24 protein-coding genes are annotated in these 25,325 nt (G+C 36.8%); all 24 read right to left on the reverse strand.

Translation table 11 applies throughout. The features are described from left to right. Window positions 1-15 precede the first annotated feature (15 nt). Complete coding sequence (locus tag BST86_RS07325; protein WP_105982693.1) at window positions 16-2,397, reverse strand: GumC family protein; 2,382 nt, start codon at window positions 2,395-2,397, stop codon at window positions 16-18. Continuing rightward, on the reverse strand, window positions 2,397-3,128 hold the full coding sequence (locus tag BST86_RS07330; protein ID WP_105982694.1) for a polysaccharide biosynthesis/export family protein: 732 nt from the start codon (window positions 3,126-3,128) through the stop codon (window positions 2,397-2,399). The genes BST86_RS07325 and BST86_RS07330 overlap by 1 nt, the downstream gene beginning before the upstream one ends. 72 nt (window positions 3,129-3,200) lie before the next feature. Continuing rightward, window positions 3,201-4,949 (reverse strand): polysaccharide biosynthesis protein, encoded by a 1,749-nt coding sequence (locus BST86_RS07335; RefSeq protein WP_242446487.1) that lies wholly within the window; start codon window positions 4,947-4,949, stop codon window positions 3,201-3,203. A gap of 292 nt (window positions 4,950-5,241) precedes the next feature. Then, complete coding sequence (locus BST86_RS07340) at window positions 5,242-5,679, reverse strand: T9SS type A sorting domain-containing protein (RefSeq protein ID WP_105982695.1); 438 nt, start codon at window positions 5,677-5,679, stop codon at window positions 5,242-5,244. 689 nt (window positions 5,680-6,368) lie between these two features. Continuing rightward, window positions 6,369-7,505, reverse strand: a complete 1,137-nt coding sequence (locus BST86_RS07345) for a DegT/DnrJ/EryC1/StrS family aminotransferase (RefSeq protein WP_105982696.1) — start codon at window positions 7,503-7,505, stop codon at window positions 6,369-6,371. 27 nt (window positions 7,506-7,532) lie between these two features. Then, entirely contained in the window at window positions 7,533-8,081 is a 549-nt protein-coding gene (locus tag BST86_RS07350) for a sugar transferase (RefSeq protein ID WP_105982697.1), read from the reverse strand. A 4-nt stretch (window positions 8,082-8,085) separates the two neighbouring features. Further along, complete coding sequence (locus BST86_RS07355) at window positions 8,086-8,811, reverse strand: SDR family NAD(P)-dependent oxidoreductase (protein WP_105982698.1); 726 nt, start codon at window positions 8,809-8,811, stop codon at window positions 8,086-8,088. Continuing rightward, window positions 8,811-10,001 (reverse strand): ANL family adenylate-forming protein, encoded by a 1,191-nt coding sequence (locus tag BST86_RS07360; protein ID WP_105982699.1) that lies wholly within the window; start codon window positions 9,999-10,001, stop codon window positions 8,811-8,813. The genes BST86_RS07355 and BST86_RS07360 overlap by 1 nt, the downstream gene beginning before the upstream one ends. Continuing rightward, the gene (locus BST86_RS07365) at window positions 9,991-10,221 is read right to left on the reverse strand and encodes an acyl carrier protein (protein WP_105982700.1); all 231 of its coding nucleotides are present in this window, start codon (window positions 10,219-10,221) and stop codon (window positions 9,991-9,993) included. Before BST86_RS07365 ends, BST86_RS07360 begins: the two co-directional genes overlap by 11 nt. A gap of 30 nt (window positions 10,222-10,251) precedes the next feature. Then, entirely contained in the window at window positions 10,252-10,875 is a 624-nt protein-coding gene (locus tag BST86_RS07370; RefSeq protein WP_172443328.1) for a DapH/DapD/GlmU-related protein, read from the reverse strand. A gap of 1 nt (window position 10,876) precedes the next feature. After that, window positions 10,877-11,479 (reverse strand): sugar transferase, encoded by a 603-nt coding sequence (locus BST86_RS07375; protein WP_105982702.1) that lies wholly within the window; start codon window positions 11,477-11,479, stop codon window positions 10,877-10,879. A gap of 226 nt (window positions 11,480-11,705) precedes the next feature. After that, entirely contained in the window at window positions 11,706-12,929 is a 1,224-nt protein-coding gene (locus BST86_RS07380; protein ID WP_105982703.1) for a glycosyltransferase family 4 protein, read from the reverse strand. Next, window positions 12,926-13,438: an acyltransferase gene (locus tag BST86_RS07385; RefSeq protein WP_105982704.1), complete on the reverse strand. Its 513-nt coding sequence runs from the start codon at window positions 13,436-13,438 to the stop codon at window positions 12,926-12,928. Before BST86_RS07385 ends, BST86_RS07380 begins: the two co-directional genes overlap by 4 nt. Continuing rightward, a complete protein-coding gene (locus BST86_RS07390) occupies window positions 13,428-14,573 on the reverse strand; it encodes a glycosyltransferase family 4 protein (RefSeq protein WP_105982705.1) in 1,146 nt (381 codons plus the stop codon). The genes BST86_RS07385 and BST86_RS07390 overlap by 11 nt, the downstream gene beginning before the upstream one ends. Next, window positions 14,570-15,718, reverse strand: coding sequence for an O-antigen ligase family protein (locus tag BST86_RS07395; RefSeq protein ID WP_105982706.1), 1,149 nt, complete (start codon window positions 15,716-15,718; stop codon window positions 14,570-14,572). The genes BST86_RS07390 and BST86_RS07395 overlap by 4 nt, the downstream gene beginning before the upstream one ends. Then, the gene (locus BST86_RS07400) at window positions 15,715-16,953 is read right to left on the reverse strand and encodes a lipopolysaccharide biosynthesis protein (protein ID WP_105982707.1); all 1,239 of its coding nucleotides are present in this window, start codon (window positions 16,951-16,953) and stop codon (window positions 15,715-15,717) included. The genes BST86_RS07395 and BST86_RS07400 overlap by 4 nt, the downstream gene beginning before the upstream one ends. After that, the gene (locus tag BST86_RS07405; protein ID WP_105982708.1) at window positions 16,947-17,543 is read right to left on the reverse strand and encodes an acyltransferase; all 597 of its coding nucleotides are present in this window, start codon (window positions 17,541-17,543) and stop codon (window positions 16,947-16,949) included. The genes BST86_RS07400 and BST86_RS07405 overlap by 7 nt, the downstream gene beginning before the upstream one ends. A gap of 474 nt (window positions 17,544-18,017) precedes the next feature. Continuing rightward, window positions 18,018-19,295, reverse strand: a complete 1,278-nt coding sequence (locus BST86_RS07410; protein WP_105982709.1) for a nucleotide sugar dehydrogenase — start codon at window positions 19,293-19,295, stop codon at window positions 18,018-18,020. Window positions 19,296-19,333: 38 nt separating this feature from the next. After that, entirely contained in the window at window positions 19,334-20,296 is a 963-nt protein-coding gene (locus BST86_RS07415; RefSeq protein WP_105982710.1) for an SDR family oxidoreductase, read from the reverse strand. 129 nt (window positions 20,297-20,425) lie between these two features. After that, window positions 20,426-21,505 (reverse strand): GDP-L-fucose synthase family protein, encoded by a 1,080-nt coding sequence (locus tag BST86_RS07420; RefSeq protein ID WP_105983970.1) that lies wholly within the window; start codon window positions 21,503-21,505, stop codon window positions 20,426-20,428. Between the two features lie 86 nt (window positions 21,506-21,591). Then, window positions 21,592-22,704 carry a GDP-mannose 4,6-dehydratase gene (gene gmd, locus BST86_RS07425; RefSeq protein ID WP_105982711.1) on the reverse strand — a complete coding sequence of 371 codons (1,113 nt, stop codon included), beginning with the start codon at window positions 22,702-22,704 and terminating at the stop codon, window positions 21,592-21,594. Next, complete coding sequence (rfbC, locus tag BST86_RS07430) at window positions 22,704-23,285, reverse strand: dTDP-4-dehydrorhamnose 3,5-epimerase (RefSeq protein WP_105982712.1); 582 nt, start codon at window positions 23,283-23,285, stop codon at window positions 22,704-22,706. Before rfbC ends, gmd begins: the two co-directional genes overlap by 1 nt. Then, window positions 23,282-24,142, reverse strand: a complete 861-nt coding sequence (gene rfbA, locus BST86_RS07435; protein WP_105982713.1) for a glucose-1-phosphate thymidylyltransferase RfbA — start codon at window positions 24,140-24,142, stop codon at window positions 23,282-23,284. Before rfbA ends, rfbC begins: the two co-directional genes overlap by 4 nt. Before the next feature lie 153 nt (window positions 24,143-24,295). Beyond that, window positions 24,296-25,318 carry a dTDP-glucose 4,6-dehydratase gene (gene rfbB / locus BST86_RS07440; RefSeq protein ID WP_105982714.1) on the reverse strand — a complete coding sequence of 341 codons (1,023 nt, stop codon included), beginning with the start codon at window positions 25,316-25,318 and terminating at the stop codon, window positions 24,296-24,298. Window positions 25,319-25,325: the final 7 nt, after the last annotated feature.

A 25,325-nucleotide genomic window follows, 5' to 3' on the forward strand; every position in this document is an offset into this window, starting at 1 on the left:
AAATCAGGTAATAAATTACTTTTTGAGCTTAACTGCTTTCAGTAATCGCGTCCAGGTGCTATCCGCATCTACTCCATAAGAGTAAGCGTATTTGTTCCCATAGCCAAAGTTGGCTATTTTGACGTTATTCAGTACCATGGCAACATTCTTAAGTTTTTCACTTTCGATGGTATCGCTTACAAAGTCTAACAAAGGCTTTTCGGTATAATTAGCTCGAGTGACATAAACAGTAACATCCGCTTTATCGCTGATCAATAAGGTATCCGTAACCAGCATGGATGGAGCACTGTCGATGATCACTACATCATAATTTTCTTTTCCGTAGTCCAAAAGCTCATCGACACGCGAACTTAACCATAGCTCTGCTGGATTGGGAGGAATGGCTCCAGACAGCATTATTTTTAGGTTGGAATTAGCATCACTTTCATGAACCAGTTCTTCGGGCTGATATTCTGGATATACCAAGAATTCGGTCACACCTTTTAAATTCTTGCTGCCTTTTACCAAATATCTATGCAACTGCGGGTTTCTAATATCACCACCCACAAGCAACACATTTTTACCGGAGTTGGCCATAGTCATGGCAAGATTAAAAGAGACAAATGTTTTTCCTTCACCTTTTACAGAGGAAGTGACGATGATCACAGGTGTTTTGACGGTATTAGATAGTGCAGAAAGTTTATACTGCAGATTTGTTCGCAAAATCCTAAACGATTCAGCTAATATGGACCTGTCGTTCTTAGTAATTACATCAGATTCATCTGAAGCCAATTTTGGCACTTCGCCTAGGAAAGAGGTGTTGGATAGACGTCTCGTAACATCTTTTCTGTTTTCGATTTTGTTATAAATCAAGCCTTTCAAATAGATAAACGCAAAGGGTATAAGTAGTCCTACAATCAGAGCTCCCAAAAGCACAATTTTTGGTTTAGGAGAAATAGGTTGATCAGAAATCCAGGCACTATCAACCACTTTTGCCTTGGGTGCTGTAACGGCTAGGCTTATAGCAGTTTCTTCTTTCTTTTGAAAGAGATACAAGTAGATAGCCTCAACGATAGTTTGGTCTCGTTCTATATCTCTTGCCGTTCTTTCGGTCGCCGGAATTTCCCCCAATCGCCCTTCAATTCTATTATTTTGAGAAGCAATGCTGCCTAACCGCACTTCTAATGACTGGATATAGGAATTTAAAGATGCATTTATCGAGGACCTTAATTTGGACAATTGACCCTGTAATTCCTGTACAATAGGGTTAAGCTCAGTGGCCGTTTCTAAGCGTTGATTATAAGTAAGTAAAAGCTGATTATACTCATTAATAATTTCATTAACCGAACTACTTCCTAGGGTTAAATTAGCTGGAATATATTCAGTATCATTTAAGCTTGCCATATAAGCACGCAAATCTTTAGCAATTCTTAATTGCGTTTGAGCCTCAATTTGCAAGGAGGTATATTCTGCGCTGGATTGTAGATTTAAACCAGCCTCGGCTACAATGTCGGATAGATTATTCTCTCTTTTAAAATTCTCCTTTTTGATCTCAACAGAATCTAGGGACAATTCTATAGTAGCTAACCGATCTTCAATAAACTCCACGGTGTTTTTAGCTACGATATTTTTATCCTCGGTCGCATCTTTATTATATTCAATAATCAATTGATTCAAAATTGCAGCCGCTTTTGAAGGCACCGGATCAGAAATGGACAAATCGATCACACTACCTCTCTTTACAGATTGTGAAATAGAAACCTTGTCCGCATAACTAACGACTACTTTTTCAAAATCAGCCAATCTTACAAGAAAAATGTTATCGCTGTCCTTGCTATCCAAAGAACTATTGAGGGAGCTGATTTGAACTTCGGTATTCTCACCAACTTTGACATAAGAACCAAAATTGGCCGTCTTAGTTTCCTCACCTTCATTAACCCAATATTCAAAAGTCAACTGAGAAATGGGTTGTACGTAAAATTCTACCGGTGTTTCTACACTTACGGTATCTAGTACTTTGGTAACTGTAAAAGGAGCAGATTGGAATACCTCAGAAGTTTTAATATTACCTTCTCTAAAATACCGCACATCTAAACGAAGCTCCTCCACCACTCTAGACATAAGTCTTCTTGAGGTCAAAATTTCAATCTCGTTCTCTACACTATTGAAATTATTTCCAAGCATTCCCAAATCCCCTAAAGCAGCTAATTCTGATACACCTCCTCCAGCCTGAGTATCTTTAATCAGTATAGAGGCCTCGGCTTGATAAATTTTAGTCGAATACCTCAAATAGAAAAAGGCTATCGTTATGAACAAAACCGCAGATATCACAAACCAAAACCATTTATTTAAGTACGGTTGAATTTGCTGTGAAAGCGTTTCCTCAGTCATTGTGTGTTGCTGATTTGATTCTTGCATTAACGGGAAATAAGTATGATAACAGATAGTAAAACCGAGGCTATGGAAACATAGAGGGCATTGTTACGGTTAAAAGATGCCCCATTGACTTGTGCGTTATTAGGACCTACAACTAAAACATCATTTTGTTGTAAATAGAATAATTCACTGTCTAGAACATCAGATTTGGTCAAATCAATGATATGACTTTCTTGAATTCCATTTCTATCTCTCAGTAAAATAATGTCTTTTCGCTTTCCATAAATAGTTAGATCACCAGCCAGTCCTAAAGCTTGCGGTAGAGTGACCCTTTCATCAGGAATAGTAAATGTTCCTGGACGCTGTACTTCTCCTAAAACAGTGATTTTAAAATTGGCAATTCTGACATTAACAACAGCGTCCGTGATATATTTACGGTATTCATTTGACAACTCCTCTTCTAGCGTCATTCGTGATTTACCAGCAACCCTATATTTTCCCAACTTTGGTAAAATAATATAACCATCGGTGTCAACTAAGTAATCCTGTAATAAGGGCTGGCCATTTACTCTAAAGTCATTTGCGTCAGTGATTCCAGGAATTAATCTATTGTAAGGACTGGCATTAGTCATGTCAGCACTGCTCACGATAATGGAAAGCCGATCATTATTTTTAATGATAGACTTGTAATTTTCTGGAGTATAACTTTCTTTTTCTTGTATATCTTGAAAGTACAACACTTCCTTTTTGGTCGTGCAACTAGCAATTAGCATTAGGCAAATTAAAAGAAGCAAAGAGGATGATGAACGTAGCATTTATTATTTTAAAAGTGCAAAGGTAAGAAATCAATCTTCTGAATGGGTCGGTATGTCCAGAAACTCATAAACGCTATTTTCGCTTTTAAATTCGGGTACCAAAACTTTAAGCTTACTAATCATATGAATATCATTAGACTGTTCTGCAGCTGCAGCAATTTCAATAATCAAATTCATGACGTGCTCTAAAGATTGAGCATGGTCTATAGCCCTTAAGATCTTGGAATGATGTGTGGGAAGCGTAGTGGCCTCGTTACTTAAAAGTTCTTCATACAGCTTCTCACCAGGTCGTAAACCTATCACTGAAATTTTGATGTCTTTATCAGGCTCTAAACCAGAAAGCTTAATCATCTTTCTCGCCAGATCCATGATTCTAACGGGTTTCCCCATGTCAAATACAAAAACCTCGCCTCCTTGTCCCATAGTTCCAGCCTGAAGAACCAATTGACAGGCTTCAGGAATGGTCATAAAATACCTTATAATATTCTCGTGAGTGACAGTAACAGGACCGCCATTTTTAATTTGTTCCTTAAAATAAGGAATGACAGAACCATTGGATCCTAGAACATTACCAAATCTAGTAGTGATGAACTTGGTTTCACCGTCGCCTTCTTTCATCAACGATTGCACATAAATTTCGGCAGCCCTTTTACTAGCGCCCATAACATTAGTAGGGTTCACCGCCTTATCGGTACTGACCATAACAAATCGATCCGCACAATATTCCGCAGATAAATCAGCAAGGTTTACCGTTCCTAAGATGTTGACTTGTATCGCCTCGGTTGGATTACGCTCAATAAGTGGGACATGTTTATAGGCAGCAGCATGAAAAACAACAGCAATCGATTCACTCTTGAAAATCTCCTCGATTCTGGACTTTTTCCGAACATCGGCTAGTATGAATTCATAGGAGACCTCTGGATGATCTTTGCGTAACTCTAACTCTAAATTGTGTAGAGGTGATTCCGCCTGATCCAATACCAATACTTTTTTAGGTTGATAATGACTGACCTGACGTACAATTTCACTACCTATAGACCCTGCACCGCCTGTAATAAGAACAATCTTATCGTTAATATAATGATGGATCTGTGAGTCATCTAGATTGATGGGATGGCGCTCTAATAGGTCTTCAATCTGGATTTCTTTAATATTCCCATTGACATCAGATTCGTTTTCCCATTTGGTGATAGAGGGAGCGTGATAGATTCTCAAATTTTGTTCAAGAGCAAGGTCTACTAAATGATTCTTTTCAGATACTTTCATTTGATCTCCCACCATGACCAGTCCATTGATTTTATAAGGTGCAATGGTTTCAAAAAAATGTTCATCATATTTAAAAATGGGAGCACCTTGAATTTTTATCTTTTTATACTTTTTTTTAAAACTGACAAACCCTCCCAAAACAAAATTTTGACGGTCAGAAATCGATAAGGCTTCTCCTACAGCGATGGCATCATCATTAACACCCAGGATAAGAACTCGATGTTTTTTTCGCCCCATATTAGTCATATACGTATATAAGGACTTCACTAATATGCGCAACATCAACATACAAGCAAAGGTGATCACTGCATGGATAATCAAAAATGGGATCAAGAATATTTTAGATCCAGAAAACAGATAGTATCCATAACTTATAGAAGCAAGTAATACAGCACTAAAACCACTGGAAAAAGCAATCTTAAAAATATCTACAAAGGTGCTGTGACGTATAAGACCCGCATACGTACTAAATAGAAAAAGGAAGAAAAATAAACCAGGGAAATAAAGAGGCACTCTTCCCAAAGGTTGAGCACATCGTAAAAAGACACATTTAAATGAGACGCAATAAAGAACGTCATGAAAAATGAAAAAACAACGGTAGCCAAATCGATGATAAGCACCAACCATCTTGGCAAATAATTTAGGTTGCGTATACGCACTCTATTGTCCTCATTCCAGAGAATTTGTCTAGCACGTATTTTAAAATACCTCCACTTCACAACTGTCGCCTTTTTGGAAATCTAACGCAAGGTAATAAAAAAGGTGGTGCACTGGCACCACCTCTTGTAGATCCTACGTTTATAACTTAGTCTTCTCGTTGAGCCGCCTTAAATCCAATGACCAATGCAACTGCTGCAGCAATGGCAATTCCAGGAATTGGCGCCATGCTAACATCATCGACATCAGTTTCAAAATCAGGTGGTGCACTTTCCTGTGCATAAAGACTACCAGTAAAAAGCATCGCTGAAACAAATAATAAAGTTTTTAAATTTTTCATGCTAAAATCAGTTAAGTTTAATTTTATAGAGGTTAGGAGATCATTCTGATAAACTTGTATCAAATATAAACCGCTGTCCAACTCATTCATTCCATTAATCGTCTCAATGCTTCCACTTCTGGTCTTCTCCACCATATGCATTTGTTGACCTAAAGTATGGAAGATTTTAAAAGTCATCGGATTCCAAGCCTCTAGGTTGTAGATGGTAACGGCATCACTGCTGGAAGGATTAGAAAATATGGAGATCGCTTACGCGAAAGCGGGATCATGATCGATCCTTAAAGCAGATGATTAAATAAGATGTGAAGTCATTTTATCTGGTAGGGTGATTACCTAAGAGTCATGCCCTTATAAGATCTGTTTAATGTAGTTAAAGGCTAATTAATGATAACTTCATTTTTTGAATTGGGTTCCTCTCTAAACTGAAAACAATAAGTAAGCTAGAGTAATTTCTTGGGTTGAATAAACAAACCCCTAAATAAAGATTATATCCAGCATATTTCAAATCAATCCTGCTTACAGTTTATCAATCATAATTATAATGCTAGTCAGACTAACAAAAAGTCGAAGAACCTTTGTTCTCCCTTTATCAATATCTAAAAGATGGACAAAGTATATTCCGCATAAGGATCATCTGTAACAGACCGATTCACTATCAGATTTCAATTTTTTCTTAAATAAATCAAATGCAGCTACTTCTTGATTTAAGACTACATCTTTGAGTCTTACTAAAATTGGATTTGGTTTTTAACGTAAACGACCATGAAAACTGAAATTGAAAACGATGTAAGTCTTTTCAGTATTACGGAGAGGAACTATAGTATGAATACTATCAAAATAATTTTCACTGTCAATAGCAAACTGATCAATCTAAAGGCTGAATCAAATGTTCGAAACTTTATGAATCCAGTTAGACAGAGGATAAGTATGAAATGCTAACTAAAAACTTTTGTTATAACACTAGCAATACGCTCCCTATCGGCATTTGTGAGATTTGATCCAGAAGGAAGGCACAAACCCTTTTCAAAAAGCTCCTCGCATACGGTACCTCCATAATAGGGGTACTTGGAATAAAGAGGTTGCAGGTGCATAGGTTTCCATAAAGGGCGTGATTCTATGTTTTCGGCTTCTAATGCCAGTCGCAAATCCTCTCTCGTAATACCACCGGTGACAGCTGGATCAACTAAAATGGCACTAAGCCAATGGTTAGAATAATAATCGGCAGATTTTTCAACGAGAACCTCTACTCCATCGATAGCTGCAAACAATTCTTGATAAAATTGATTCATAGCACGGCGTAGATGGACATGCTTATCAAGGACTTGCATCTGGCCACGACCTATACCGGCACTAATATTACTCATACGGTAATTGTAACCTACCTCACTATGCTGATAATGCGGCGCCTCGTCTCTTGCTTGGGTGGCCAGATAAACTGTTTTTTGTTTATCCTCTATGGAATGGCAAACCATCGCTCCACCACCGCTGGTCGTGATGATTTTGTTACCGTTAAAACTAAGGATCCCAAAGTCCCCAAAGGTTCCGCATTTTCGTCCGTTGTAACTACTACCTAAAGCCTCAGCGCTATCTTCAATGACGGGTATGGAGTACGCTTTCGCGAAAGCATGAATCTCATCCACCTTATAGGGCATACCATACAAGTGCACCGCGATAATGGCTTTGGGCTTCTTACCTTTATCAATACGGTCTTCTATAGCACTTTTTAAAGAATCAGGACACATGTTCCAAGTGTCGCGCTCACTATCCACTAAAATAGGTGTAGCACCTAGATACAATATGGGATTGGAGCTACCACAAAAAGTAAAACTTTGGCAAATGACCTCATCGCCGGCGGTCACACCTGCCTGGATAAGTGCGAGATGAATCGCTGCAGTACCAGAGCTTAGGGCCGCTACCTTAACATCCTGACCCTGATAGGTTTCTAGGTCCTTTTCAAATCCGTTGACATTAGGTCCTAGAGGTGCCACCCAGTTCGTATCAAACGCCTCGGTCACAAAGTCACGTTCTGCACCACCCATATGCGGTGAAGACAGCCAAATTTTTTCTTGCATGATAAAGTTTAAGTCGGTAAAGATAATCTACTTAAATAAGGAAATAAAAGTCAGCCAGATGATTTTGAGATCGTACGTAAGACTGCGCTTTTCCAAATACTCCAAGTTCATAGCTATCTTGTCTGGAAAGATGACGGTATCGTTATATGCTTTAGGATCCTTTTGTTGTTTCAGAAGCGCTTCCTCATTTCTATATTTTAAGGCTGCCAGACTGGTAAGGCCTGGTTGGAGTGCCAGCACTCGCCTATCGTTTCCTTTAAGTTGGTCGTAATAACCAGGAACATCGGGTCGTGGGCCTACAAAGGTCATATCACCTCTTAAAATATTAAAAAGCTGGGGCAACTCGTCCAACTTGGTCTTACGCAAGAATTTCCCGAATTGGGTTACCTGACCATTCTTTATGGTACGGAATTTATAGATGGTAAAAGGTTTACCGTGCTGGCCTATGCGGGTTTGTAGAAAGATCCCTGAAGAGTTGAATGACAAAGCAGCTACGACGAATATAATGGTGAAAAATGGCAGTAATAATAGGATCAAAAGAGTTGCCGAGGTCATCTCAAGCAGCTTTCTAATCATTTTATTAAATGGTTCCTGAGTCAACGTGAATATTCTGTCCTGTAACTGATTTAGCCTCTTCCGATATCAAAAACTTGATCATATCTGCCACAGATTCTAATGCTGTAGGTACTTTTAAGGATGTTCTTTTGAAAATCCTGTCCTTCATATCGTCACCCAATGTTGAACTCATATCAGTATCCATAAAACCTGCTACCAAACAGTTGGATCTTATACCACGTTCTCCCCATTCTCTCGCTGTATTTTTAGAAAACGCCTCTAAAGCACCTTTACTTCCAGCATACATGGCTAAACCTTTATAACCCGTATGAACACTAATAGATGAAATGTGAACAATACTGCCCTTTACACGATTGTAGATCATATTGCGTATCGCATATTTGGTAATATTCAATGGAGAAAACACATTCACTTCAAACATATTTCGCAACCTATCTAGGTCAAGATTTGTAATGATATCATCGTATGCAATAGCGGCATTATTGATGAATCCATGTAGCGGTATAGAGTTAGGAATGTATTCTTTAAAAATCACATTTTGGACCCCATCAGGATTTGATAAATCGAATGGTGCGTAAAAAACGTGTTCCGGATTTGTATCCATCAACTGCTGGTATTCCTTTGTGATCTTTCTACTGACACCGTACACGTTATATCCCGAAACTACCAAAGATTTTGCAATACTAAGCCCAACACCTCTTGAACATCCCGTTAAAAGAATATTTTTCATTATTTGCGTTTTAATTTACCAGTTCTTGTGGTTTTGAGTTCATCTACTATATTAATCTTGCGAGGGATTTGATAGTTTTCTAAATTATTTCTCAATATCTTCTTGATGGTAAACTCGTCTATTGAAGAATCCTTGACTACGATATCTGCACATATCATATTACCAAGAATAGGATTAGGCACTCCATAAACCAAACAGTCAATGACCCTTTCGATACTTTTGAGTTGAGTTTCTATATCGTGAGGGTTTACTTTATTACCACCTACATTAACCATTTCATTCTTGCGTGAGACAAATTTAAAATACTTCTTATCATCGTCCTTCCATTCCACAAGATCTCCTGTAGCATACCATTCCTGATCTGCCATTCCAGAGCCAAGTAGAGAGGCATGTATTTCAAGTTCGCTTTTGCGAAAGCGAACTTTTTCTAACAAATGTGATTTAACATAAAAGTATTCTCCATCTGCTGAGAATAGCGTACCAGCCTCAGTACTAGCATAAATATTATTGATCTTTGCATTTGGAAAGGAGGTTTTAAGATTCTCAATCAACAAGGTATCTGATTTTTCTCCTCCTAGACTAACACTCTTCAAACTGGTATTAGGGCGATTTAAAGGAAGTAGTAATCTGTAAAAAGTAGGAGTAGCTGACAGATGGGTTACTGTGTGGTTTTCAAGCATGGAGATGACTGATGATTTACTTTTACCGAAAAGATCTACTAAAGTATTACCATTTAACAATGCCTGAAATAGGACCTGCAGCCCAGCCATGTGAGTAGGATTATATGCATAACCCCAAATTGCCCCACGATGTCTAGTTGATGTTCTAACCTCTCTTATTAAATTACTTAAAGAGTGTGTTACTTTTTTAGGTTGACCTGTAGTTCCAGATGTGAAAATGGTGATTTTTGATGTACTGTTGACTATAGCGTCGACCATACTATTAAAATCCAGCTTCCCTAGATTCTCCACATCTATAGCGGCTTCTGAGGGATCATACCCTTGAATTAAGGGATCTACTAAAGTAAGATCAACATGATGAATGATTCCTTTTATCAGATTGGTGAGAAATTCAAGGGTAGTAGAAAATGATTTATCCTTATATATCTTGCCTGAAGCAATTTGCACAATAAAATTATCGTAAGAAATCTCTGTGCTATCGTTAATGTAAAAGCTGCTATTAACTGCCACTTTCTAATTGTTTTTCTATTTCACCTATGGTTTCTATAACGCCATTTGCAAAAATATCCACTCCAGTTTTTTCTTCTATTCTTACGGTAAGTTCTGCTAAATCAAAAGAATCCAGACCAAGGTCATCTCTAAGATGCGTATCTACATTGAAGACTTTTACGGTTGGTTCACCTTTGCCTTGTTTTACTTCGTTTATTGCTTCTAGGACTTTAAGGTTCATTGTGTTTTTGTTTACAAAGATAGATGGAATTTATCGTTTAATTTGTTTGAACGACTTTGTTACTCTGGCTGCACTAATCATATCATCATCCATATTTTTATGGATTGCAGTCAGTGCATCAATTACATTATTCCTGCCAATACTACATCCTTGGAAAATAAAACTGTTGGATCCTAGAACACTACCTTCTCCTATGATAGTATTACCACTAACTCTTGCTCCAGGTAAAAGGGAAACATGTTTTTTAATGTGCGCATCGTGACCTATAGACGCATTAAAGTTTACCATAACGTGATTTTCGAGCCTGGCATTAGAAGATACCACAGCATTTGCAGCAATGTAGCAACCTGCGCCTATTTGAGCAGAAGTTGATATATATGATTTAGGGTGTATTATAGATAGTGGTTTAAGAGCTGGAAGGCTAAGGACTTGGGTCTCGCATTTGAATCGTAAATCTGCATTAGTAAAACTGATAATGTATGAAATGTCAGTGAAATTTTCAATGAGCTTTTTAAAATGAGAATTACTTTGTAGGCCTTCAGAATAAAGCAATTTAGTGACAGTATAATTTGTCAAACTCAAATGAGCGGCTTCTTCAATCTCTACAGCGGTACTCTCTAAACCAAAAATGATCAAGAGTTTTTTATTTATCATATTAATTACCTTGAAATGGCTTAGTTGTTGCTTCTCCAGATGTATTGATACCATCACTTTTAAAGACTTTTTTAAAAGTCAAAAGCACAATTTTAAAATCTAATAGAAAGGATTGATTCTCTACGTACCAGGTATCGTATTCAAATTTTTGCTCCCATGAAATGGCATTCCTACCATTGATTTGTGCCCATCCCGTAATCCCTGGTTTTACTTGATGACGCATTGCCTGACGCTCATTGTACAGTTCCTGATAGGCAGGCAATAAGGGTCGTGGGCCTACAAAACTAATATCTCCTTTCAATACATTGAAAATTTGGGGCAGCTCGTCCATGGATGTGGCTCTTACAAACTTTCCTATAGGCGTGAGTCGCTGGTCATCAGGCAACAGGTTACCGTTAGAGTCTTTCTTGTCGGTCATGGTTTTGAACTTAATGACCCTAAACAGCTTACCTTTTTTTCCAGGGCGTACCTGCGTAAAAAATAGTGAACCTCTATTATTAAAGGCTAATAACAATCCAAAGATCAACAATACAGGACTTGCGGCAATGACGGCCATCAAGGCTGATATAAAATCTAAGGATGGTTTTATAACTGATTTATACATAAGAAAATATTATTGACTGGTAATTAATACATCAAAGATATTTTATATACAATTAAAATGCTTCATACCATGTGTATATTCAATACGCCTAATAGTTATCACGTGATCCTTTTAACTCAATGCCCCAATAATACATAATAATTGAAAAATTAACGAGATGACCAAAAACCTTACAATTGCAGCTTTTTAAGCTTCCAACCTCTTAAAGGTTTTTAGTAAAGCATATCTAATTTTCTGATATCGTTTTAAAAAGATTAATATATTTTTTGGTAGCAACTTCTAACGAGTAAGATAGTATTGCCTTATTTAAAGCATTAATCCTTTGATTTCTATGTAGTTGTTCATTTCTTGAATATTCAACAAATTTCTCTGCAGATTCTTGAGTGACCTTAGTTGGCATTACATAACCAAGATTAAATTCTTTAATAATCTTAGATTGCCATCCTGGATAGTTAACCAAAATTGACCTTGATGCCGCTAGAGTATCAAAAAACTTATTAGCCGAATTTGCCCATAATTCTTTTATAGAAATCACAAAAGAACTCCCCATATTAACAGCGTGATACCAGGACGGTAAATCCTGTTTATTAATAGCATCAAAGATGAAAACATTTTTATTTAGAACATTTAATAATTTTGCTTTTTTAGTAACCGATTCCTTCATGGCTCCATCCCCTATTAGAATATATACAATACTAGCATCCAATTCCAATGTTTTTTTTGCTAGATCTATTACGTATTCTATGCCATTAACACGTCCAAAAGTGCCGGCGTAAAGAACGGTAAAACGTGGTTGAAACCCGATAATTTCTTTTAAATTTACTGTATCTGAAACATTCGAGAAACGTTCGATTTCTGAAATATTTTCTATAACAATCACTGGTTTATTTTTACAAATATTAGGATAACGTGAAACTATAGACTGTTTCATATCCGATGATAACGAAACAATGGCACTCGAGTTTTTGTAAATAGTTTTTTCTAGGTAATAAAGCAGGTTCTGAACCACATTATTATTGATAGCTCCTATAGCAACAACCACTTCTGGCCACACATCTCTAGTTTCAAAAACAAAGGGGGTTTTATGTAGCCATTTTTTAATTAAAGCAGGTATTCCTATAGTTAGAGGCGTTGATGTTGCTAACACTATATCTGCTTTAATGGCTAATGCTTTAATCGTTGAAAACCATAAAAATTTAATAAACACCAGAATGCGTTGTACATATGACATGCTGTTAGAGTAATCCAATTTTAAAACATGAATCTTAATACCCTCTCGCTTAATAAGCGTCCACTGATCATAGAACTCCACACTTTTTATGAATCCAGACGAAGTTATAACTTCAACTTCAAACCCTTGTTTTACAAATGATTTTGCTAGATCATAAGAGCGGGTTCCACCTGAATCTTCGGGAAATAGAAAATATTGATGGAGGTATATTAATTTCATTTATTTATACCTTTAATATATTTTGCTGGTACACCACCATAAAGTGCATCACCTACATGATAATTTGTAGATAAAACGGCACCTGCAGCAAGTATTGATCTATATGGTAAAACTGACCCTGCGGTAATAGTACAATTGGCTGCTACCCATGAGCCTTTTTGGATGATAACTGGTTTACTAATTGAAGGCGCAAATCGAAATGAGCCATTAAAAAAACTATGATTACCTCCAGAAATAACACAATTCGGTCCTATAAGCACTTCATCTTCTATCGTAATGTCAGTTCCTATAATCACGGTATTTGGGCCTATGTAAACATTATTCTTCAATTTTAATCCGGATAATGAATTGATAATAGCTGAAGAAGTTACTTGAAAATCTTCTCCACATTCTTCCATCATTAAAGAATATAAGAAACCCCTAAAACGCATAATAATTGGAAGATTCGGCAAAAAAAATGTCATGCTTCTAACAAACCAAGAATACAGTATGGATAATCTAAGCTTCATAAAAAATCTTTTTTAAAAACGATTGAATAGTAAACTCTTTCGTTTTATTAAAAGCATTTAGCCGTAACTTGTAGGTCAGTTCTTGATTTTCTAAAAGCTTTGTCATTTTTTCACAAAACATCTCGGCATTATTAAAATCTGCAAAAAGTATGTCTTTATTATCTTCAAAAACATGCGGTAAAGACCCAACTGGTGTGCTTACTACATTAATACCATTAGCCATAGCTTCTAGTATAACTCGAGGTGACCCTTCAGACAAACTAGCAAAGCAAAAAACATCATGATTACGTAAAATCTCATTAAGTTGGTTTCTGTCGTCAATATGACCTAAAAAAGAAACAAATGTCGTTTTATTATTAACAACCATTTGCTTCAATTCCCTTTCAGATTCTCCAGCACCCACAATTGTGAGTTTCGCTTTAGGATACCTATTTTGTAATAAGCCAAATGCTTTTAGAACTGTTTCCACACCTTTAGCTTTTCTTAAATAACCAACATAAAGTATTTTAGGAGCCGTATTGCCAAATGCTTCTGATTTTGAAAGGTAAAAGTCCGCTTCAACTAATGTTGAAGATATTAACGGTGTCGCCGTTATATTTCGTTTGGCAAGACGTTCACTAATATGATACCCATTTGTAAAAACGTTTGCTCCTTTACATGCCCAGTTATATAAGGCATTTTCTGGCTTAAAAAGATTGACCAGTATTTTTTTCTTTATTTTGCCGAAGTTTGGATTATTATTAGTCGCATCTATAGGATCACCAACATAGTGTATAATGCGTTTAGAATTTTTACCATATACTTTTTGAAGCCAGCCAAAAGGTGTTGGGTATCGTGCATACATAACATCATAATCTTGCATTTTAGAATACGCCTTTCTATAAGAAAAGAAATTCTTTATAGCGCCAATATAATTACTGGAAGGCGGCAGCGATACTATTTTTACCTGCTTAAAACATTTTATAGATTCTAAACTACAATCTAAAGATTCTAGCTTTTTTATAATAGGAGATAGTAAAGTTACTGTATCATAATATTTAACTATTTCATTTAAATAGACCCAATGTGTATATGGAAGGTAATAGTTTTCGCCATCGTAATGGATGGTCCAAGCGTGGATTAGAATACTAGTCATATTTTCTTTTTTTCTCCAATAAACATAAATCGTGAATTAATCATTGCCAGAAAAAACCACATAACTAAATATGAAATCACACCTCCTGTTTTATTCATAACAAAAAACATGGATATCCAAATAATTAGAAATATTGGTTCACTGCTATTTTTAAAACTTAAGTAAGCTTTTACCAATAGTTTGTAATAAAAAAATACAAATAAAATAAATGAAATAAAACCACCGGTGGCTAATAAATAGATAAATAGATTGTGTGTGTCAATACTATCTCCAGTAGCTTCCCTAATTTCACGAAAATAACCTCCTTCTCCTACACCGAGTGGATTCTCATAAAATATATTCAAAGCTTGTTCCCAAATTTCTGACCTACCGGTTGTTAAACTTGAGTTTAAAAATCGATCGTATAAGCTACTTTCAATAAATAATTTGTAAAACGGTATTAGTACAATTGGCAATATCAAAAATGTAATAATCTTTGTCTTGCTACTGATGTTTTTAGAAACAATTAGTAAAATAACAATGCTTATTATGCATAGAAGAAAAGAACCCTTTGAGCCTGATGCAATGATCAATGCTATCATAAAAGGTACAGGAATTAAAAAGCAAAATCTCTTAAAGCGATTATATTCGAGTATATTTCTCCAAGTAACCCATATAAAAATGACGACCCCCAAAGCAATCCGCACGCTAAGTGAATTAGGGTTTTCACCTAAAAACAATAATCGATCATTTCGCACCTCAAGACCAGTAGCTAAAATATCAAAAAAATATAAAAAGGACAAGATAGCTGTTCCAACAGAAAAAAATATGAGTGACAATGGTATTGCATCTTTGTTAATATTGAAAAATGCACTTAATATTATATAAATCAATATGACTAAGAAAAAATTCACATTAAATAAGCTGACGCTCTCATTTACTATAGCTCCATAAGAAACACTAGCTACAAATAATATAAACAATATTAAGAATAAGGGTAAAGCTTGCTTGCAGTGAATTAATATAGATGGATGGTATTTTTTTTGAAATAGAATAATGAATGAGACTAATACCATAATCACCTCTAATAAATAACTAACCAATAGGTCAGTTAAATTACCTAAAGCTAAAATTAAGGAAAGTAGAAAAACACAAAACTTTGTCATTTCGAAAATTGTACAGTGAAGAAACTTCTTAAATTTAAAAACCCATAGAGGCTGCCCTTAACAAAAATAGAAATAAACAGTCCGCAGCAGATAAATGAAAAGCTCGTAGCAATACATGCCCCTATTAAACCGTAAAGAGGAATCAAAATAAAGTTAAGGCCTATATTTACAATAATCCCTACTACTAATGAAAAGTATAAGGGCTTCCAATTATTCATCGCAGCCAAATAGCGACTTAGAAGTTTGAAATAAACCATTCCCTGATTCCCAATTAGTAATATAATTACAGGAACAAATATTACATGGTATGCATTTGAATACAAAAGACCTAAAATAAAATGACCTAAAACACCAAAGGCTAGAATAGTTAGAATATTAAAAACAAATACAATTTGCGCATAATAATTCATTTCATTTAAAATATTTATCTTTTTATATTCTTTACCTATTTTTAAAAAGCGTGGATATAATACATTTCCTGCTGAATCAGGCAGTACCCATACCATTTTCGAAATACTACTCGCAACAAAAAAAAAAGCAACAGCCTCCAATTTTCCAAAAAATGATAAAATATATACTGTAGAAGCATATAGTGTCAGAGATAAAACTTTATTTAAGATGCTTTTAATCCCATATAAGAAATAAGAGATTTGCTTGAACAAGTCTTTATTAAAACTCACGCTTGCTACCGTAAAGTATTTAATACCTACAAGAATTAAAACTATGAATGAAATTACAGCATAAGCATTTAATGCTTGATAGATTTCAAATTTCAGGTCAATAAAGTACGCAATACCAAAAGTTATTACTAAACCGATAGGCAACAATAATCCTAACAAATTAAACCATAAATATTCTTCTCGATAGTGAAAATAAGACTTAAAAACACTAGTAATTGAAAGTGAAATTATACTTACAAATAATGGAATATAATATCGTGAATCTAATTTAAATGTAAATACAACAAGAAAAGATAGTAGAAAAACGATGAAATAAATCATAAAGTTTTTTCCCATATTATCTTCGTACTTCTCCCCTAGTTTAGCATGATATAAAATAGAGGAGTCTAAACCTAGAACAAAAAACATCCCTAAATACCCTATATCTGTCAACCACCTAGCTAAAACACCATAATCTGCTGGTGTTAATAAGTGCGTAGCGATAGTTTGGAAAGCAAATGTAGCCAGAGTTGCCATAAAACTAAAGACAGCCATGGAAGAAAGCTTTTTTAGCATACCAATCGAGGTTCATTTTGAATATCATTTTTAACTATGCGACCTGGATTCCCTGCCACAATAGAATTTGATGGCACATCTTTTGTCACGACTGTGTTTGCAGCAACTATTGAATTATCACCTATTGACACACCTTTGTTTATTCGAGCATTTTGACCAATCCAAACATTTTCCCCTATTACAATTGGTGCCGCAACTGAATACTTCCATCTTCTTAATTGAGAACTTCTTAACGACATCCATACTATAAGTCTGTCTTCTGGATTTACTGGATGGTTGTTATTATCTACAATTGTAACATTATTAGAAATTGCAGTCCCTTTTTTAATAATTAGATTATTGGAAATCCCTACGAATGAATCATGACCTATTTGGACTCTATCTTCAAAAACTATTTTTCCTTTGTTTTGTGTTATAACTCTTGCATGCATAGTTACATTTTTTCCGAAAACAACATCCCCTCTTAAACTGCCATCCATAAGTGAAATACTAGTTTTTCTGCAAAAATCTATACTATCATCAAAAATCGCTTTATTCTTAAATTTATCTCTCAAGTAAAATTGATAAAGATTTCTTATATATTTTCTCATTTTAAAATAGAATATTTACTTAAACAAATTTTAAAAATTTTATAAGGTATAAATTACTGATAATCTATTTTAAATTAAATCGATACAGTATCATGGATACCTCAATCTCAATATTAATAGTATAGTTTGGTTTACAATAATTATCACTTCGTTTTATTCATAAAGAAAACAGCTTACCAAATGTTTAACTAAATCGACACATCCACAAACAGTTAAATAGTTTTATCATCCCATTTTTTAAGAATAAGGAATTATTTTCAGTAACCAGGTAAGGACTTTTTAAGCAAGTTACATGTTGCTTTATTTCATGTTTAACATTCTACCAATATAGTGCACACTAGGACATCTAATAGTTTATTCAATGCTTCGTTTAAGTTACTTTAAATTAACGTCTTGCAATTTGACCTCCTTTAATTCTCTAATTATTATCTATTTTAATACTTTCCATAATAATTTTTGATTAAATCAAGAACGTTATAATTTTGCTTCAGCCCTATCACCCAATACTCCTTTTACATCATAAACCACACAACCATCCTTCTTTAAATCGTTCAGCTCTAGAGACCTAAACCTATCATGTGAAACTGCTAATAGGATTCCATCATATTTTTGATTAGGCTTTGAATTCATGGTCACCAATCCGTATTCTTTCATTACCTCTTCAGGGCTTGCCCATGGGTCATAAATATCTACCTCAGTACCATATTCTTTTAGGTGCTTGATGACGTCAACCACTTTAGTATTCCTCACATCTGGGCAGTTTTCTTTAAACGTAATCCCTAATACTAAGATTTTAGACCCCTTTACTTTAATATCGTTGTTAAGCATTAACTTAACCACCTCACTAGCTACATATTGCCCCATACTATCATTCATCCTTCTGCCAGCGAGAATGATCTCTGGATGATAACCCAATTCCTGAGCTTTTTGAGCCAAATAATATGGATCCACTCCTATACAATGGCCGCCTACCAATCCTGGCTTGAAAGGCAGGAAATTCCATTTTGTTCCAGCAGCCTCTAAAACATCATGTGTATCGATCCCCATGATGTTGAAAATCTTGGCTAGTTCATTGACAAAGGCAATGTTGATATCACGTTGTGAATTTTCAATCACCTTAGCTGCTTCAGCTACTTTGATGGTGGGTGCTAAATGCGTCCCTGCGGTGATAACCTCTTTATATAAAGCGTCTACTTTAATCCCTATTTCTGGTGTGGAACCTGAGGTTACTTTTAAAATTTTATCTACCGTATGTTCCTTGTCACCCGGATTGATGCGCTCTGGTGAGTACCCAACAAAGAAATCTTTATTAAAGGTCAAACCACTTACTCGCTCCAAAACTGGGACACACTCTTCCTCTGTAACTCCAGGATAAACCGTAGATTCATAAATCACAATATCTCCCTTTTTAAGTACAGACCCCACAGTTTCACTAGACTTGTATAAAGGTGTAAGTACGGGTCTGTTGTTTTTATCTACTGGTGTAGGAACGGTGACCACATAATAGTTGCACTCAGAAATTTGTTCTAAGTCTGCGGTACAAAACAACCCGATATGATCATCATTAGAAGTCTTCAACGCTTTTTGCAGGATGTCATCTTCTACTTCCAGCGTACTGTCATGGCCTGAGTTCAATTCAGCAACTCGGGCTTTGTTAATATCAAAACCTACTACTGGAAATTTAGTGGCAAATAATCGAGCTAGAGGTAATCCAACGTAACCCAATCCTATTATGGCGATTTTTCTTTGCATGAATTATATTGTTAGTCCGCTTTCGCGGAAGCGTAATGTTAAAGATTATTCCAATACCATTTGACAGCTTCATTAATTCCCTGCTGTATATTAAATTGTGGATCGTAACCTATAATGGTTCGAGCCTTATCAATGGATGCAAGGGAATGTGGGATGTCACCAACTCTATTAGGCCCATAAGTAGTTTTGACCTTTGCAATTTCTGGATCAAGTTTTGACAAACTGTCTCGAAGTAAATCCACCAACAAATTAAGGTCGGTACGATCCCCATAGGCTACATTAAAAACCGTATTCTTAGCATCAGGATGTTTGGAGAGCATCGCCTTCTCGTTCGCCTGAATCACGTTATCGATATAGGTAAAGTCTCGCGAGTATGTACCATCGCCATTGATATTAGGCGATTGCTTGTTCATTAAATTCTTGGTAAACAAAGGTATGACAGCAGCATAGGCTCCATTGGGATCTTGCTTGCGGCCAAAAACATTGAAGTATCGTAAACCTACCGCATTAAAACCGTAGGTTTTATAAAAAACATCGGCATACAGTTCATTCACATATTTGGTGATCGCGTAAGGAGATAAAGGCTTTCCTATGACGTCTTCAACTTTAGGTAAAGCAGCAGAGTCTCCATACGTAGAACTACTCGCGGCATAGACCATTTTCTTAACTCCGGCATCCTTGCAAGCAACCAACATATTTAGGAAACCACCAACGTTTACCTCATTTGAGGTGATCGGATCCTTAATGGATCTAGGAACACTGCCTAGCGCCGCTTGATGCAACACATAATCGCAACCCTTGACGGCTTGATGACACGTATCCAGATTTCGAATATCCCCTTCTATAAAAGAGAATCCATCCATTTTTTGCAAAGGCCCAATATTGTGAAAATGCCCAGTCGCAAAATTATCCAGACCAACGACCTCCTCGCCTTTTTCTAAAAAGTACTCGGCAAGATTACTTCCTATAAATCCAGCGACGCCTGTTATTAATATTTTCAATGTAAGCTTTTTGAAATTTTACTAATCAAGCGGCAAAGGTATGAATATTCTGTAGTTCATGAAGATTTATATTCAAAGGAGAGTGTTTTAAGGCAGTCACAACGATCTATAGAAAGAAGTTATCTCTTTTTATTCTTTATACCACTCATACATCCTTTTAACGCCGTTCTCTAGGTTTACGTTGTACCTCCAACCCAAGTCTTTTAGTTTAGATACATCAGTCAATTTCTTTAAAGTGCCGTCAGGCTTGTCTTCTCTGAAAAAGAACTCACCTTGAAAACCCACCTCCTTTTTGATAAGAAGCGCCAAATCTTTGATACTAATATCTTGACCTGTACCTATGTTCAAATGGGTGTTCCGCACATCTACATTTTCTTCTGCCAAATTTTTGAAATCCACCTTTTGCATCACAAACACACAAGCATCAGCCATATCCTGGCTCCATAGAAATTCTCTCATGGGCGCACCTGTACCCCAGATCTCTACTTGAACTCCATGGTCGGACAGCAACACCCCATATTTATGCAGCATCTTGAGTTGATCTTCTTGAGGGGATTGACCAGTCACACCTTCTATAGGCAGTCGATCCAAATCTCGCTGGATAGTCTTCCAATCTCCTTGTTCAAGCGCCTTACCTAAATGAATCTTCCTCAATAAGGCAGGCAGCACATGGGATTTCTCTAAATCAAAATTATCGTTAGGGCCATATAAATTAGTGGGCATCACCGAGATAAAATCAGTGCCGTACTGTAAGTTATAGCTCTCGCACATCTTGATACCAGCAATTTTAGCGATGGCATAAGGTTCATTGGTGTACTCCAGCGGTCCAGTCAATAGGTATTCTTCTTTCATGGGCTGTGGACACTCTTTGGGGTAGATACAGGTGCTTCCCAAAAACAGTAATTTCTTGACACCATGCACGTAACTTTGATGAATAACGTTGTTCTGTATCATCAAGTTGTCGTGAATAAAATCGGCACGATAGGTATTGTTAGCCACAATTCCGCCTACTTTGGCAGCAGCCAGAAAAACATATTCGGGCTGTTCCTCTTCAAAAAAAACCGCAACAGCTCTAGTATCTCGCAAATCCAATTCACTGGAAGTTCTTGCGATCAAGTTGGAGAAACCATGTTCTTCTAAATGATTCGTGATCGCACTTCCAACCAAGCCACGATGACCGGCAATATAAATCCTTGAATCTTTTTTCATGCTTTTAGGATTGAAGATAGTTCCGCTTTCCTGTCTGCCGACAGGCAAACGCGACGTCGTACTGAGCGAAGTCGAAGTATAGCGAATTACTCAAAATAGTTCAACGTGTCATAGCCATTATCCTTGAGGAATTGATCTTTTCGCATAAGTTTCAAATCACCTTTCATCATGTCCTTAACCAATTCAGGCAACTGGTACTCACATTCCCAGCCTAATTTTTCTTTGGCTTTGGTAGCATCTCCTATTAATAATTCCACCTCTGTAGGCCTGAAGTATTTTGGATCTACCGATAGAATCTCATGACCTTTCTCTAGCTGATAATCAGGATGTGAGCATGATGTGATATAGGCCTTTTCATGAACGCCAGTGCCCTTAAACTCCAACTCCATTCCTACTTCCTTAAACGCCATACGTATAAAATCCCGAACTGTTGTGGTGGTTCCAGTAGCGATCACCCAATCTTCTGGCTCATCGGCTTGCAAAATCATCCACATCATGCGTACATAATCCTTGGCATGTCCCCAATCGCGTTGTGCGTCAAGGTTACCTATGTAGAATTTATCTTGAAGACCCAAAGCGATTCTGGCGGCGGCACGGGTAATCTTGCGGGTTACAAAGGTCTCACCTCGTATAGGGGACTCGTGGTTAAACAGAATACCATTGCAGGCATAAATGCCATAAGCTTCCCTATAATTGACCGTAATCCAATAGGCATACATTTTGGCGACCGCATAAGGTGATCTAGGATAAAAAGGTGTGGTCTCAGATTGAGGTACCTCTTGTACCTTCCCATATAGCTCTGAAGTTGAGGCTTGATAAATCCTGGTTTTCTTTTCCAATCCCAGCAATCTTACGGCCTCCAGGATTCGTAAGGTCCCTAGCCCATCAGCATTACTGGTGTATTCCGGCATTTCAAAAGAGACCTGGACATGACTCATGGCTGCCAGATTATAGATCTCGTCTGGCATGATGCTTTGAATTAATCGGGTAAGATTGGTACTGTCGGTCATATCTCCATAATGGAGTATAAAGCGCTGGTGCTCTACATGGGGATCTTCATATAAATGATCAATTCGATCGGTATTTAATAAGGAGGAGCGTCTTTTCAATCCATGAACGGTATATCCTTTTTTAAGTAAAAACTCACTCAAATAGGCTCCATCTTGACCTGTGACTCCTGTAATTAAAGCTACTTTCATTAAGATTCTTGTTTAATGGAATTTGAAGCTAAAGATTCAACTTCAAATTCTGAAAAGGATTGCTGCATCCTGTCTTTCTCACTTATGATTTGATACTCTTTATCGATTTTCCAATCAATATTTAAATGGACATCGTCGAACAGTATACCATCCTCACTCTCCTTATGATATAAATTATCACATTTATAGGAAAACAAGGCGGTTTCTGAAAGTACTGAATATCCATGGGCAAATCCTCTAGGTACAAAAAGCTGTTTTTTATTCTCTGCAGATAACTCAATCGAGAAGTGTTTTCCATAAGTCGGTGATTCTTTCCGTAAATCAACCGCAACATCCAAAACAGTTCCGTCAATAACTCGTACTAATTTAGCTTGTGCATAAGGCTCTTTTTGAAAATGAAGACCTCTAATCACTCCATAAGAGGATCGGGCTTCATTATCCTGCACAAAGGAAACCTCTCTACCTATACCTGCTTCAAACTTTTTTTTGTTGAAACTTTCCATAAAATAGCCACGCTCATCTTTATGAATCTGTGGCTCAATAATAAAACAGCCGTTCAAATAGGTTTCAGTCACGATCATGAAAACAAATCTTTCAGGTTAGTGCCATAACCACTTTTTAAAAGTGGCTGCATCAATCCATCAAGCTGCTGGCTGTCAATATATCCCATCTCAAACGCGGTTGCCTCAATGGATCCTATCTTCAATCCCTGGCGCTGCTCGATGACCTCTACAAATTGTGAGGCCTGCATGAGCGAATCAAAAGTTCCCGTATCCAGCCAGGCGATTCCTTTATCTAAAATTTGAACCTGCAGCTTTCCTTCCTTGAGATACGCTTTATTGACATCAGTGATCTCAAGCTCGCCACGCCCACTAGGTTTGAGGTTTTTTGCAATTTCAACCACACTGTTGTCGTAAAAATAAATACCCGGAATAGCATAAGAGGACTTGGCAACCTCAGGTTTTTCTTCTATGGATATAGCCGTTTTATTTTCGTCAAACTCTACCACACCATAACGTTCTGGATCTTGAACGTGGTAGGCAAATACAGTACCGCCGTCCGGATTTTGGTTTTGCTGTAAGATCTGCGACAATCCAGAACCGTAAAATATATTATCTCCTAATATTAGAGCCACTTTATCAGCTCCTATAAACGATTCTCCTATGATAAATGCCTCGGCAAGTCCGTTGGGATCTGTTTGCTGCGCATAAGAAAAGGTGCAGCCGTAGGCGGTGCCGTCGCCTAACAACTCCTTAAACAAGTGAGCGTCTTTAGGAGTAGTGATGAAGAGAATTTCACGTATTCCAGCAGACATCAGTGTGGATAAAGGATAATAGATCATGGGCTTATCATAGACCGGCAATAATTGCTTTGACACAACTTTGGTCAAAGGGTGCAATCGGGTTCCTGAGCCTCCAGCAAGAATGATTCCTTTCATTTCTATGATTTCGATTTATACAATTTACCTTTCGCTATCGTATTTTAATAGGCTTGCAAAAATTTATGCAAGATCTTCAACTATATAATGGACTTGTCGTGATTTCGCTTTCGCGAAAGCGAAAATAACAAATCTCTGTCTTGAACGAAGCCTCTATGAAGCTGGCGTTTTCAAATAAGATGGATGTGACAGATACCAATCCAGCGTTTTATTCAAACCTTCCTCAAAGGTGACACTAGGCTTCCAACCTAAATCGTTACCAATTTTTGTCGCATCAATTGCATATCTCAAATCGTGACCAGGACGGTCTTTAACAAAGCTGATCAAGGCTCTCGAGCTGCCAATGGGACGATCCAGTTTATCATCCATAAGATCACATAATAAATGGACCAGATCAATATTTCTCCACTCATTATGCCCACCGATGTTATAGGTTTCTCCTGGGATTCCCTCATGAAAAGCCAAGTCGATAGCCTTTGCATGATCAACGACATAAAGCCAGTCCCTAGTGTAGTTACCGTCACCATAGACTGGTAGTGGTTGTTCCTCCAAGATATTCTTAATGAATAGCGGAATCAACTTTTCAGGAAAATGATGGGGCCCGTAATTATTGGAACAATTGGAAATGATATAGGGCATTCCATAAGTTTCCCCATAAGCTCTTACAAAATGATCACTGCTGGCCTTTGACGCACTATAAGGCGAATTAGGATCGTATGCTGTAGATTCAGTAAATAAACCAGTCTGACCAAGACTTCCATAGACTTCATCTGTACTTACATGGTAGAATAAATGATCACCATCTGACGCCCAATATTTACGACAAGCCTCTAGAAGTTGGACGGTCCCAATAACATTCGTCTTAACAAACTGCAAAGGGTCATTAATGGAACGGTCCACATGTGATTCTGCTGCTAGATGAATGACATGGGTGATTTGATGTTCTTGAAATATGCTGTCTAACAGTGCAGCATCAGTGATGTCACCGTGGATAAAGCTGTAGTTCTCTTGTTGAGCAACGTCACTTAGGTTTTCAAGATTACCGGCATAGGTAAGCGCATCTAGATTGATGATCTTGTAATTAGCGTATTTAGTAACAAATAGTCGTACCACATGACTCCCTATAAAACCAGCGCCTCCGGTCAAGAGAATTGTTTTGTGAACTTTTTGTTTCATGTGTTTG

The sequence above is a fragment of the Nonlabens agnitus genome, from assembly GCF_002994045.1.
Taxonomy (GTDB): Bacteria; Bacteroidota; Bacteroidia; order Flavobacteriales; family Flavobacteriaceae; genus Nonlabens; species Nonlabens agnitus.